The 13,666-nt window shown below is 72.6% G+C and carries 9 protein-coding genes and 1 pseudogene; 8 read left to right on the plus strand and 2 right to left on the minus strand.

What is annotated here, in order from left to right:
- Window positions 1-49 precede the first annotated feature (49 nt).
- The 4 genes and pseudogenes from leuS (at window position 50) to holA (ending at window position 6,968) form a co-directional block, all read left to right on the plus strand.
- A complete protein-coding gene (gene leuS, locus HUN59_RS10700) occupies window positions 50-2,611 on the plus strand; it encodes a leucine--tRNA ligase (RefSeq protein ID WP_174778332.1) in 2,562 nt (853 codons plus the stop codon).
- Between the two features lie 92 nt (window positions 2,612-2,703).
- Window positions 2,704-3,492 (plus strand): ComEA family DNA-binding protein, encoded by a 789-nt coding sequence (locus HUN59_RS10705; protein WP_174778333.1) that lies wholly within the window; start codon window positions 2,704-2,706, stop codon window positions 3,490-3,492.
- A gap of 65 nt (window positions 3,493-3,557) precedes the next feature.
- Window positions 3,558-5,231: pseudogene (locus HUN59_RS19960) on the plus strand (ComEC/Rec2 family competence protein); the annotation flags it as partial.
- A 717-nt stretch (window positions 5,232-5,948) separates the two neighbouring features.
- Complete coding sequence (gene holA / locus HUN59_RS19725; protein ID WP_246276370.1) at window positions 5,949-6,968, plus strand: DNA polymerase III subunit delta; 1,020 nt, start codon at window positions 5,949-5,951, stop codon at window positions 6,966-6,968.
- Between the two features lie 363 nt (window positions 6,969-7,331).
- Here the strand turns inward: holA and rpsT are convergent, their stop codons facing one another.
- The gene (gene rpsT / locus HUN59_RS10715) at window positions 7,332-7,592 is read right to left on the minus strand and encodes a 30S ribosomal protein S20 (protein WP_058742457.1); all 261 of its coding nucleotides are present in this window, start codon (window positions 7,590-7,592) and stop codon (window positions 7,332-7,334) included.
- Between the two features lie 195 nt (window positions 7,593-7,787).
- On the opposite strand from rpsT, the gene HUN59_RS10720 reads away from it, so the two are divergent.
- The 3 genes from HUN59_RS10720 to HUN59_RS10730 all read left to right on the plus strand — a co-directional run bounded on the left by HUN59_RS10720 (window position 7,788) and on the right by HUN59_RS10730 (window position 11,657).
- Window positions 7,788-8,954, plus strand: coding sequence for a pyridoxal phosphate-dependent aminotransferase (locus tag HUN59_RS10720; protein ID WP_174778335.1), 1,167 nt, complete (start codon window positions 7,788-7,790; stop codon window positions 8,952-8,954).
- Window positions 8,955-9,109: 155 nt separating this feature from the next.
- Entirely contained in the window at window positions 9,110-10,957 is a 1,848-nt protein-coding gene (gene lepA, locus HUN59_RS10725; RefSeq protein ID WP_114850978.1) for a translation elongation factor 4, read from the plus strand.
- A 52-nt stretch (window positions 10,958-11,009) separates the two neighbouring features.
- Window positions 11,010-11,657, plus strand: coding sequence for a DUF1990 family protein (locus HUN59_RS10730; RefSeq protein ID WP_144801458.1), 648 nt, complete (start codon window positions 11,010-11,012; stop codon window positions 11,655-11,657).
- A 45-nt stretch (window positions 11,658-11,702) separates the two neighbouring features.
- Here the strand turns inward: HUN59_RS10730 and HUN59_RS10735 are convergent, their stop codons facing one another.
- Window positions 11,703-12,395: an HAD family hydrolase gene (locus HUN59_RS10735; protein WP_167510043.1), complete on the minus strand. Its 693-nt coding sequence runs from the start codon at window positions 12,393-12,395 to the stop codon at window positions 11,703-11,705.
- A gap of 29 nt (window positions 12,396-12,424) precedes the next feature.
- Between HUN59_RS10735 and hemW the strand changes: the two genes are divergently transcribed.
- Complete coding sequence (hemW, locus tag HUN59_RS10740; RefSeq protein ID WP_174778336.1) at window positions 12,425-13,660, plus strand: radical SAM family heme chaperone HemW; 1,236 nt, start codon at window positions 12,425-12,427, stop codon at window positions 13,658-13,660.
- Window positions 13,661-13,666 lie beyond the last annotated feature (6 nt).

The raw sequence follows: 13,666 nt of genomic DNA on the forward strand, positions 1-13,666 counted from the left end.
TGCGGGGCGGGGCCGAGCCGTGCCTCCAGGCCTTGTACGCTGGGTGACCGTGACCACCGAGCACCCCACCGAGCAGGCACCCGTCGACCCCGACGCCTACGACTTCCGGCGCATCCAGGAGAAGTGGCAGCCGCGGTGGGAGGAGCTCGGACTCTTCACCACCGACCTCGACGACAGTCGCCCGCGCAAGTACATCCTCGAGATGTTCCCGTACCCGTCCGGCGACCTGCACATGGGCCACGCCGAGAACTGGGCGCTGGGCGACTTCGTGGCGCGCTACTGGCGGCAGCAGGGCTTCAACGTGCTGCACCCGATCGGCTGGGACTCGTTCGGGCTGCCCGCCGAGAACGCCGCCATCAAGCGCGGGGTCGACCCGCGTGAGTGGACCTACGCGAACATCGAGCAGCAGAAGGCGTCGTTCAAGCGCTACGCGCCGTCCTTCGACTGGACGACCGAGATCCACACCTCGGACCCCGAGTACTACAAGTGGAACCAGTGGCTGTTCCTCAAGATGTACGAGAAGGGCCTGGCGTACCGGAAGGACAGCTGGGTCAACTGGGACCCGGTGGACCAGACCGTGCTCGCGAACGAGCAGGTGCTGCCCGACGGCACCTCGGACCGCTCCGGCGCCGTCGTCGTCAAGAAGAAGCTGACGCAGTGGTACTTCGCGATCACGAAGTACGCGGACCGCCTGCTCGACGACCTCAACCAGCTCGAGGGCCGCTGGCCGGCGAAGGTCATCGCCCAGCAGCGCAACTGGATCGGCCGCTCGGTCGGTGCCGACGTCGACTTCGTCATCGAGGGTCGCGACGAGCCGGTCACCGTCTTCACCACGCGCCCGGACACGATCCACGGCGTGACGTTCCTGGTCGTGGCGCCGGACTCCGACCTGGCGGCGTCGCTGGTCTCCTCGGCCGAGCCCGCGGTGCGCGAGGCGTTCGACGAGTACCTGACGGCGACGCAGAAGACCTCCGAGATCGACCGGCAGAACGCCGACCGTCCGAAGACGGGCGTCCCGCTCGGCCGCTTCGCGATCCACCCGCTGACGGGCGAGCGTCTGCCGATCTGGGCCGCCGACTACGTGCTCGCCGACTACGGCCACGGTGCGGTCATGGCCGTCCCGGCGCACGACCAGCGCGACCTCGACTTCGCGCGGGCGTTCGACCTGCCCGTCAAGGTCGTCGTCGACACGAACGCCGCCGTCACCGGCGCGATCCCGGTGATCCCCGAGGGCGCGACGCTCGAGGACCTGCCCGCCCTCGACCCGGTGTCCACGGGCGAGGCGCTGACCGGCCAGGGACGAATGATCAACTCCGGCCCGCTCGACGGCATGTCGAAGCAGCACGCGATCACCGCCGCGATCGGCCTCCTCGAGGAGCGCGGCACCGGTCGTGCCGCGAAGACCTACCGCCTGCGCGACTGGCTCATCTCGCGCCAGCGCTTCTGGGGCACCCCGATCCCGATCATCCACGGCGCCGACGGCACCGAGCACCCGGTGCCGTTCGACCAGCTGCCGGTGCGCCTGCCGTCGACCGAGGGCCTCGACCTCAAGCCGAAGGGCACCTCGCCCCTCGGCGGCGCCACCGACTGGGTGAACGTGCCGAACCCGGTGGACGGCACGCCGGCGCTGCGCGACACCGACACGATGGACACGTTCGTCGACTCGTCGTGGTACTTCCTGCGCTTCCTCGCCGCGAACGACGACACGCAGGCGTTCGACCCGGCCATCGCGCGCAAGTGGGCTCCGGTCGACCAGTACATCGGCGGCATCGAGCACGCGATCCTGCACCTGCTGTACGCCCGCTTCGTCACGAAGGTCCTGTTCGACCTCGGGTACCTCGACTTCACCGAGCCGTTCTCGGCGCTCCTCAACCAGGGCATGGTGCTGTCCGGCGGTTCGAAGATGTCGAAGTCGAAGGGCGGCGTCTCGCTCGGCGACGAGCTCGACGCGAACGGTGTCGACGCGATCCGCCTGGTCATGGGCTTCGCCGGCCCGCCGGAGGACGACATCAACTGGGAGGACGTCTCCCCGTCGGCGTCCGCGCGCTTCCTCGCCCGTGCCTACCGCCTGGCGACCGACGTCACCTCGTCGCCGGACGCCGTGTGGGCCGACGGCGACCGTGCACTCCGGCAGGTCACGCACCGCTTCCTGGCGGACGCCCCCGGCCTCATGGAGTCGTTCAAGTTCAACGTCGTGATCGCGCGGCTCATGGACCTGGTGAACGTCACCCGCAAGGCCATCGACAGCGTCCCCGGCGCCGGTGACCCGGCCGTGCGCGAGGCCGCCGAGACCGTCGCACTGGCCCTCGCCGTGTTCGCGCCGTACACCGGCGAGGAGATGTGGGAGAAGCTGGGCTACGAGGCCACCGTCGCCACGTACGGCTGGCGGAAGGCCGACCCGACGCTGCTCGTGCAGGACACCCTGACGGCGGTCGTGCAGGTCAACGGCAAGGTCCGGGACTCGTTCGAGGTGTCGAAGTCGATCGAGGCGGACGAGCTCGAGCAGCTCGCGCGTGCGTCGGCGAACGTGCAGCGGTACATCGGCGAGCGCGAGATCGTGAAGGTCATCGTGCGGGCGCCGAAGCTCGTGAACATCGCGATCAAGGGCTGAGGCCCTCCTCCACAGGCATCGGCCCGGCGTCGCCCTCCACAGGGGCGGACGCCGGGCCGTCGGCGTCGATGCGGCGGTCCTAGCGTGCCGGCATGGCTCCTGCTGACCCGGTCCCCGACGCCCGCTGGCGACGCTGGACGCTGACGCCGCGCACGGCGGTGGTGCTCGGGGCGGTGGTCGTGGCGGTCGCGCTCGCGATCGTCGGCGTGGGTGCCGTCGGGGAGCGATCGACGGGGCAGGTCACGGTGTCCGGTGGGCCGGCCGGGTCGGGCGCGGGGGCGGGTCCGGCGTCCGGGGCCGCGTCCGGCGGGACGGACGGTCGGACAGGAGGCTCAGGGGCGCCCCGGTCGCTCGACGCACGTCCGACGGGTGGTCCGACTCCGTCATCGACGGCGGCGCTCGTCTCCGTGTACGTGGTCGGCGCGGTCGCTCGCGCGGGGGTCGTCGAGCTGCCGGACGGCTCCCGCGGGCAGGCCGCGATCGAACGAGCGGGCGGGGCGACCGACGTCGCGGACCTGACGCGGGTGAACCTGGCGCGCCCGGTGGTCGACGGTGAGCGGCTGTACGTGCCCGCGGTGGGCGAGACCGAGGTGCCGGCGGCGCTCGGTCCGGACGTGGCGGGCGGCGCCGGCGGTGGTGCCGGGGCTGGCGCCGGTGGCGGCTCGGCTGCCGGTGCCGGCGGCGCGGGTGACGTCGTCGACCTGAACCGGGCGGACCAGGCGACGCTCGAGACCCTGCCCGGGATCGGTCCGGCCCTCGCCGCGCGGATCATCGCCTGGCGGGACGAGCACGGCGGCTTCACCACGGTCGAGGACCTGCTCGACGTCAGCGGCATCGGCGACGCACGGTTCGCGGAGCTCCGGGAGCGGGTCCGGGTGTGAGGGCCGTCGACCTCCGTCCGGTCCTCACGGACCTGCGGTTCGCCGGCCCGGTCGCCGTGGCGTGGATGGTCGCGGTGCTCCTGGTCGCGCATCCCGGGTCCGCGATCGTCGTCGCGGCGGTCGCGGCCGGCGTCGCCGTGCTCGGCGGAGTCGTCACCGGGCACCCGGCGCTCCGCCCGCGGGTGCGGGCCGTCGGCGCCGTCGTGCTGACCGCAGGGGCGTGCTGCGTGCTCGTCGCGGTGTCGATCGCGGTCGGGCAGGTGCACCGCGACCCCGAGGCCCTGCGGCGAGCCGTCGGGCACAGCACCAGGGTCGTGGTCGACCTGCGCCGCGACCTCGCGCCGGGCGACCGCTCGGTGGTCGGAGCGCTCCGCGTGGTGGACGGGCACGGTGTCGGGGCCGTACCGGTGCGGGTGGTCACGACCTCCGACACGGTGCTGCCCGCGGGGACCGTGCTCACCGGGCGCGCGACCGTCGAGCGGGACGACCCGGGATCGCCGACCGCGGCGGTGCTCTTCCTGCGCGGCGAGCCCGAGCGGGAGCCACCGACCGGCGCACCGGCGGCGACGGCCGAGGTCCGGCGGGCCTTCGTCGCCGTCACGGCGGACCTGCCGGAACCGGGCGCCGCCCTCCTCCGCGGTCTCGCGATCGGCGACCGCAGCGGACTCGACCCCGAGACGGAGGCCGCGATGGAGACGTCGGCGCTCACCCACCTGACGGCGGTGTCCGGCTCGAACTGCGCGGTGGTGGTCGCACTCGTGGTCGCGGTCGGCCGCGGGCTCGGCGCGCCCAGGGTCGTGCGCGCTCTCGCGGCGGTGGCGCTCCTCGTCGCCTTCGTCGTGCTCGTCCGACCGGACCCGTCCATCCTGCGGGCGACCGTGATGGCCGTCGTCGTGCTCGTCGTCCGCCTGACCGGACGGCCGGTCCGCGGCGTACCCCTCGTCGCCCTGGCCGTCCTCGGCATGCTCGTCGCCGACCCCTGGACCGGGCGGGCGATCGCGTTCGCGCTCTCGGTGCTCGCGACCGGCGGCATCCTCGTGCTCGGGCCACCGCTCACCGAGATGCTCGCGCGGCGGCTCTGGCCACCGGTGGCCGCCGCGGTGGCGGTCCCGGTCGCGGCGCAGGCAGCCTGCTGGCCGGTGACGATCGTCCTCGCCCCGGTGTTCCCCACCTACGCGGTCCCGGCCAACCTGCTCACCGAGCCGCTCGCGCCGGTCGTCACGGTCCTCGGCCTCGTCGCGTGCACCGTGGCACCGGTGTGGCCCGCAGCGGCGGAGGTCCTGGCCGGCGTCGCCTGGGCACCGGCCGCCGCGATCGGGTGGGTGGCACACACCGCGGCCGCGCTCCCCGCAGCGTCGATCGGGTGGCCCGCCGGCGGGACGGGGATCGTCGCCGCGGTCGTCGTGAGCGGAGCCGTCGCGGCGGCCGTGCTCGTCCGCGAGCGCCAGCGGGTCCCGGTGCTCCTCGTCGGTGCGGTGGCACTCGTGCTGGGTGTCGGCGCTGTCGCGGTACCCCGTGCGGTCCTGCGGACGAGCGTGCCGGCGGACTGGTCGGTGGCGATGTGCGACGTCGGACAAGGGGACGCGGTGCTCGTCCGGGCGCCGGACGGCCCGATCGCACTCGTCGACACCGGGGACGATGAACCGCGCCTGCTCGCGTGCCTCGACCTGCTCGGGGTGGAGCGGGTGGCGCTGCTCGTCCTGACGCACTTCGACCGGGACCACGTCGGCGCACTGCCCGCCGTCGCGGGGCTGGTCGACCGCGCGCTCGTCGGACCGGTCGGGCGCGCCGAGGACGCCCGGGTCGTCGAGGACCTGCGCCGTGCCGACGTGCGGGTCGGGACGGCGGACGACACGACCGAGGGCACGCTCGGCGCCCTGGGGTGGCGGGTCGTGTGGCCGCCGTCGGGGTCCATCGAGGCGGGCAACGACGCGAGTGTCATGCTCGCGACGACAGCGGGCAACGGGTGCGGGACCTGCGTGTCCGGCGTCTTCCTCGGGGACCTCGGCGAGCGGGCGCAGCGGCGCCTCCGCCCGCACCTGGACGTGCACCCCGACGTCGTCAAGGTCGCGCACCACGGGTCGGCCGACCAGGACCCGGGGCTCTACCGGCAGCTGGCGGCGCCGGTCGGGCTGATCGGCGTCGGGGCGGACAACACCTACGGGCATCCCACGCAGCGGACGCTCGATCTGCTCCGGGCCGCGGGGACGACGGCGTTCCGGACCGATGTGCAGGGGACGGTCGTCGTCTCACGGGACCGCTCCGGGGCGCTCCGGGTCTGGACGGAACACCCGGACGGCGCATCTCCGGGGCCGACCTGGGGAGTGCGGGCCGAGCCGTCGCCGGCCGGCCGTAGGATCGTCGCGGGCCACGATCGACCCCGGAGCCGACCCCGGAGCCGACCCCGGCGCCGACCTCGGCGACATCCACGACCCCGCCCGCGACGGAAGGACCGCATGCCCGCCAAGAAGCCCTCGCGCGCCGCTGCCGCGATCGACCAGGTGCCGTGGTCGGGGATCCGTCCCGCGCCCGTGGTGCTCGTCACCGGACCGGAGGCGTTCCTCGCCGACCGTGCGATCGGCGTCCTGCGCGACCTGCTCGTGGGCGAGGACCCCGCGCTCGAGGTGCACGACCTCGAAGCCGACCAGTACGCACCGGGCCTGCTCGCGACCCTCGCGAGTCCGTCGCTCTTCGGCGAGCCCCGACTCGTGCGGGTCACCAACGTCGAGAAGTGCACGGACGCCTTCATCACCGAGACCATCGCGTACCTGCAGGGTCCGGCGGACGACGTCACGCTCGTCCTGCGGCACGGCGGTGGGGTCCGCGGCAAGAAGCTCCTCGACACGATCCGCAGCGGGGTCGGCGGCGGCGTCGAGGTCCAGTGCGACGAGCTCAAGCGCGACACCGACAAGATCGACTTCGTCAACGCGGAGTTCCGAGCCGCCCGTCGCAAGGTCGTCCCCTCGGCCGTGCGCACGCTCGTGGCGGCGTTCTCCGACGACCTGGCCGAGCTCGCGGCCGCGTGCCGGCAGCTCCTGGCGGACGAGGCCGAGGAGATCACCGACAAGGTCGTCGACAAGTACTACGGCGGGCGCGTCGAGACGAACGCGTTCAAGGTCGCCGACATCGCACTCGCGGGGCGCTCGGCCCCGGCGATCGTCGAGCTGCGGCACGCCCTGGCGACGGGTGAGGCCCCGGTCCCGATCGTCGCCGCGTTCGCGAGCAAGATCCGCACGATGGCGAAGGTCAGCTCCTTCCGTGGCACGAGCGGCCAGGCGGCGTCCGCCCTCGGCATGGCGCCGTGGCAGGTCCAGCGCGCGCAGCGGGACGTCGCCGGGTGGAGCGAGGCCGGGCTGGCGAACGCGATCACGAGCATCGCCGAGGCGGACACCGCGGTGAAGGGCGGCTCGCGGGACGCGCACTACGCGCTCGAGGTCATGGTCCGCACGATCGCCCGGCGCGGCGAGGCCCGCTGACGCGACGGCGCCCGTGCTGCCGCGCGGTGCTGGCGCTCGTGCGTGGCGCGTCGTGCGATCGCACAACCGGAAGCACGCCGAACCACGCACTTCCGTGGCGCGTCGTGCGATCGCACAACCGGAAGCACGCCGAACCACGCGCTTCCGTGGCGCGTCGTGCTTCCGGTTGTGCCGCGTCGTGCCCGCCCGCGGCTCGCAAACACGCCCCGGCGCCGGCCCTCGGCGACCATGCCGGCACCGGCGCCGGGCCGGGCCTCCCGGCCGCCGTCGGCCCCGGCAACGACGAAGGCCCCGCACCGATCGGTGCGGGGCCTTCGTGCGGCCCTCAGTGGGTCAGAGCGCCGAAGCTCAGAGAGCGGGATCTCAGAGAGCAGAGACCTTCTTGGCGATGGCCGACTTGCGGTTCGCCGCCTGGTTCTTGTGGATGACGCCCTTGCTCACGGCCTTGTCGAGCTTCTTCGAGGCGAGGACGAGGGCCGCGGTGGCCTTGTCCTTGTCGCCGGCGGCGACGGCCTCGTTGGTGTGACGGATGACCGTCTTGAGCTCCGAGCGGTAGGCCTTGTTGCGCTCCTGGGCCTTCAGGTTGGTCTTGATGCGCTTGATCTGCGACTTGATGTTCGCCATGCGTGTTGCTCCTTGTCGTCTCTCCGGGTGGTCGCGACGTCTGGGTAGAGGGGCCCTCCGTCGCATCGCGTTCCACCCGTGGGCGGGGAACGCGGAAGCCAGCCACCTACTCTACCAGCAGGACGGGGTCCCACCAAAGACCGGAGCGTCGCGGTCGGAAACCGCCCGGCAACACGCAGCCGCTACCGTGACGGCATGCCCTCCCTCGCGCCCCGGATCGACACCGTCCCCGCCTCCGGCATCCGCCGGGTGTACGAGCAGGCCGCCCTGCTCCAGGCCGACGGCACCGACGTGGCGATGCTCGTGATCGGCGAGCCGGACGTCCCGGTGGCCCCGCACGTCGGCGAGGCGGCGCGCCGTGCCTGGTCCGAGGACCGCACCGACTACACGCCGAACGGTGGGATCGCCCCGCTCCGTGCCGCGATCCAGGAGAAGCTGCGCCGCGAGAACCGGATCGAGGTCGACCTCGAGCAGGTCTGGATGACGATCGGCGCGACGCAGGCCCTGTTCCAGGCGATGACCCTCGTCCTCAGCCCGGGCGACGAGGTGCTCGTGCCGGACCCCGGGTACACGACCTTCACGATGAACGCGCACATCCTCGGCGCGACCCCGGTGCCGTACCGGCTCGAGCCGCAGCACGGCTTCGAGCCGGACCTCGACGCGCTCGAGGCGAGCATCACCGAGCGGACCCGGGCGCTCGTCGTGAACTCCCCGTCCAACCCGCTCGGCTCGGTGTTCAGCGAGGACACCCTGCGCGCCCTGCTCGCCCTCGCGAAACGGCACGACCTCTGGGTGATCAGCGACGAGGTCTACGAGTACTTCACCTACGGCACCCGGCACGTCAGCATCGCCGCCCTCGACGAGGACGACCGCGTCTTCAGTGCCTTCTCCCTGAGCAAGACCTACGCGATGACCGGTGTCCGCGTCGGCTACCTCGTGACACCGAAGGGCCTCGGCCCGACGATGCGCACCACGCAGGAGGCGATGATCAGCTGCGTCGCCGAGCCGGACCAGTGGGCGGCGCTGGCCGCGATCGTCGGTGACCACCAGTCCGTGCAGGACGCCCGCGAGCACTACCGCGCGAACCTCGCCGTCGCGAAGGAGGTCCTCGACGCCGCCGGGATCCGCTACCTCGACCCCCGCGGGGCGTTCTACCTCTGGGTCGACGTGTCGCACGCCGCCGCCGGCGACGTCGCGGAGTGGGCCCTCGCGTTCCTGCACCGCGAGCACGTCGCGGTCGCGCCCGGCAGCGCCTTCGGTCGCTCCGGCGAGGGCTGGATCCGCGTCTGCCTCGCCGCCACCGCGGACGACCTCCGCCGCGGCCTCGGCGCGCTGCCCGCCCCCGCCACGGTGGCCGTCTGACGGACTGGAGGCGCGGGGCGGCCCCGCCACGCGCCTCCAGTCCGTCCTCCACACCACCTGGTGCGGCGCCCGCCGTCCACAGGTGTGCCGGCGCTGCGCGCTCCGCGCGCACAACCGTGGGACAATCGTTCGACCGTCCCGACCCCTGAGGAACCGTGAGCCCACAAGCATCCGCGCCACTCGAGCCCGCCGCGACCCCGGCCGGGTCGATCCGCAACTTCTGCATCATCGCGCACATCGACCACGGCAAGTCGACGCTGGCCGACCGCATGCTGCAGATCACCGGCATCGTCGAGGACCGTGCGATGCGCGCGCAGTACCTCGACCGCATGGACATCGAGCGCGAGCGCGGCATCACGATCAAGTCGCAGGCCGTCCGCATGCCGTGGGAGCTCGACGGGCAGACCTTCGCGCTCAACATGATCGACACCCCGGGGCACGTCGACTTCTCGTACGAGGTCTCCCGGTCCCTCGCCGCGTGCGAAGGTGCGATCCTGCTCGTCGACGCCGCCCAGGGGATCGAGGCGCAGACGCTCGCCAACCTGTACCTGGCGCTCGAGAACGACCTCGAGATCATCCCGGTCCTCAACAAGATCGACCTGCCCGCCGCGGATCCGGACAAGTACGCCGCGGAGCTCGCGCAGCTCATCGGCGGCAAGCCGGAGGACGTCCTGCGCGTCTCCGGCAAGACCGGCGTCGGCGTGCCCGAGCTGCTCGACCGTGTCGTCGGCTCCGTGCCCCCGCCCGTCGGGACCGTCGACGCATCGCCCCGCGCGATGATCTTCGACTCCGTCTACGACAGCTACCGCGGCGTCGTCACCTACGTCCGGATGGTCGACGGCACGATCAAGCCGCGCGAGAAGGTCCAGATGATGTCGACGGGGACGACGCACGAGATCCTCGAGATCGGGGTGTCCTCGCCCGAGCCGAAGCCGACGAAGGGCCTCAGCGTCGGCGAGGTCGGCTACCTGATCACCGGCGTGAAGGACGTCCGCCAGTCGAAGGTCGGCGACACCGTCACGACCGCGCAGAAGCCCGCGACCGAAGCGCTCGCGGGCTACACCGACCCGAAGCCGATGGTGTTCTCGGGCCTGTACCCGATCGACGGCTCCGACTACCCGGACCTCCGCGAAGCGCTCGACAAGCTCAAGCTGTCCGACGCGGCGCTCGTCTACGAGCCGGAGACCTCGGTCGCGCTCGGCTTCGGCTTCCGCTGCGGCTTCCTCGGTCTGCTCCACCTCGAGATCATCACCGAGCGCCTGTCCCGCGAGTTCGGGCTCGACCTCATCACCACCGCGCCGAGCGTGATCTACGAGGTCACGAACGAGGACAACACCGTGACCGAGGTCACGAACCCGTCCGAGTTCCCCGGCGGCCGCATCGTCGAGGTCCGCGAGCCGATGGTCCGTGCCGCGATCCTCGCGCCGAAGGACTACGTCGGCGCGATCATGGAGCTCTGCCAGTCGCGTCGCGGCTCCCTGCTCGGCATGGAGTACCTCGGCGAGGACCGCGTCGAGATCCGCTACGAGATGCCCCTCGGCGAGATCGTCTTCGACTTCTTCGACCAGCTCAAGAGCAAGACGCAGGGCTACGCCTCCCTCGACTACGAGCCCACCGGCGACCAGGCTGCTGACCTCGTGAAGGTCGACATCCTGCTGCAGGGCGAGCAGGTCGACGCGTTCAGCGCGATCGTGCACCGCGACAAGGCGTACGCGTACGGCACGCTCATGACCGAACGACTGCGCAAGCTCATCCCGCGCCAGCAGTTCGAGGTCCCGATCCAGGCGGCCATCGGTGCGCGCATCATCGCCCGCGAGAGCATCCGGGCGATGCGCAAGGACGTCCTCGCGAAGTGCTACGGCGGTGACATCACCCGCAAGCGCAAGCTCCTCGAGAAGCAGAAGGAGGGCAAGAAGCGCATGAAGATGGTGGGTCGCGTCGAGGTCCCGCAGGAAGCCTTCATCGCCGCGCTCTCGGGTGACGTCGAAGAGAAGAAGAAGTAGCGCGGAGCCCGGGCGGGCAGGTGCGCCCGAGCCGCCCGGGTAGGCTTGCCGCATGAGTTCCCGCGGCAGCTACCGGACCGCCCTGACGTACGGCGCCGTGGGCGCGACCCAGGCGGCGGACCTCATGACCTACCCGCCCGAGGGCTTCGTCCCGGCGGAGTCGCGGGCCCGGATCGGGCACGGCGACCAGCGCTTCGAGACCGCCGTCACGCAGACGCTGTCCTGGCAGATCCAGGAGCGCAGCGGCATCCGGGTGCGCGTCGAGGACCAGCCCGACGATGACGAGGTGCGCTACAACCCGGTGACCTTCGACGAACGGGGCGTGCCGATCGCGCCGGCCTCGATCGGGACCCCGCGCGTCGAGAAGTTCGCGGCCGACGGCACACCGCTCCTGACGGCCGGCACGACGGCCACGCTCGAGATGCACGCGTTCGGGCAGACCGTGCACGCGCCGGTCCGGGTCGTGTCGATCATCGACGAGACCGACCGCAAGGGCTTCGCCTACGGCACGCTCGAGGGTCACCCGCTGTCGGGCGAGGAGTCGTTCGTGGTCGAGCGCACCGCCGACGGGTCGGTCTGGCTGCAGGTCCGGCAGTTCTCGCAGCCGGCGAGCCCGAAGTGGCGCTTCCTGTCGCCGCTGCTCAAGCGGCAGCAGAAGGTCATGGCGGCGAAGTACCTCGAGGCGCTGCGCGGCGACTGACCCTGCGCTGCGCGACGACTGACGCCGCGCTCCGCGACGGGTGCGCTACCGCAGCGGAGGGAGCGCGGCGATCGCGTCCTCGATGAGCCCCGCGTCCTGCACGCAGTCCCGCGCGACCGTGACGGCGTTGGTCGTGCGGAGGGCGTCGACGTCGTAGACCCCGGTCGCGACGGCGAGGAACGGGATCCCCGCGGTGTCCGCGGCCTCGCCGTCCCGCGGGGTGTCCCCGACGATCACGGCGCGGGTGCCCGCCAGTGCGGCGGCGGCCCTCGCGGTCACACCGGACCGGTCGACCTCCTCGTCGCCGAAGAACGAGTGCTCCCAGTCGAAGGCGTCCACGGCGAACCCGGCGCCGGCGAGCTTCACGCGCGCCCGGTGCTCGGAGTTGCCGGTGAGCAGCCCGTTCCGCCAGCCCAGGGCGGCGAACCGCTGCACGAGCGCGGTCGCCCCCGGCGCGGGCGAACGACGGTCACCCCGCCGGTGCCGCTCGTCGGTCAGGTCCCGCAGGTGCCCGGTGACGGTGGGAATGAGCGCGTCGTCGAGGTGGTGCGCCCGGACGTGCTCGGCGATGAGCCCCGCGTCGGTGCGCCCGTGCTGGTGCCCGACGCGCAGGGCGAGGTCGCGACCGACGGCCCGTTCGAGCGCGAGGTGGTAGAGGTTGCCGGGCGAGACGGCGTTCAACACGAGGGTGCCGTCGATGTCCCACAGCACCGTGGTGGGGACGGTGTGGTGCTCCATGCCCTCCATCATGACCGAGAATGGAGTCCATGCCGAGTGCTCTGCCGATCGCCGACCCCGCGCCGTCGGACGGCCTGATCACCCCCGGCCCCGGAGCGGGCGACGTCCCCTTCGGCGTGTACGTGCACGTGCCGTTCTGCCGGGTGCGCTGCGGCTACTGCGACTTCAACACCTACACGGCGTCCGAGCTCCGAGGGGTCCGCCGCGACGACTACGCCGGCCACGCGGTGCAGGAGATCGCCTGGGCGGCCGAGGTGCTCGACCGCTCCGGCGTCCCGCGCCGACCGGTCTCCACGGTGTTCTTCGGCGGCGGCACCCCGACGATGCTCCCTGCGTCGGACCTCGCGATGATCCTGCGGGCGATCGACGACACGTGGGGGATCCTGCCCGGGGCGGAGGTCACGACCGAGGCGAACCCGGACTCCGTCGACGCGGACGCGATCGGCACCCTGCAGCGCGCGGGCTTCACGCGGATGAGCTACGGCATGCAGTCCGCGGTGCCGAACGTCCTCGCGACGCTCGACCGCACGCACGACCCCGAACGGGTGCCCGTCGTCGTCGACCTCGCGAAGCAGCACGGGCTCGACGTCTCGCTCGACCTCATCTACTCGACGCCCGGCGAGTCCCTGGACGACTGGCGGACGTCACTCGACGCGGCGCTCGCGTGCCGGCCCGACCACGTCTCGGCGTACTCGCTCATCGTCGAGGAGGGCACGGCGATGGGCCGCGCGGTGTCCCGCGGCGAGCTCCCGGCCCCGGACGACGACCTCGCCGCCGACATGTACGAGCTGGCGGACCGGGTCCTCGGTGACGCCGGCTACACCTGGTACGAGGTCTCGAACTGGGCCCGGGCGGACGCGGACGGCAGTCCGGCGCAGCACGCGAGCCGGCACAACCTGTCGTACTGGAAGGGACACGACTGGTGGGGGATCGGACCTGGCGCGCACTCCGCGGTGGCCGGCACCCGCTGGTGGAACGTGAAGCACCCGGCCGCCTACGCGAACCGGGTGCTCGCGGGGGAGTCACCGGCAGCCGGCCGCGAGACGCTCGACGACGAGACCCGGTACGTCGAGCGCGTCCTGCTCGCCGCGCGGGTCCGCGGCGAGCTCACCACGGCGGAGCTCCGTCCGTCGGCACGCGAGCGCGTCGCCGGGCTCATCGCGCGCGGACTCGTGGACGGTTCGGCCGCGGTGCGGGGGCGGCTCGAGCTGACCCTGCAGGGTCGGCTGCTCGCGGACGCGGTGGTCCGCGAGCTGCTCGACTGACCTGGT

Source organism: Curtobacterium sp. Csp2 (genome assembly GCF_013347165.1).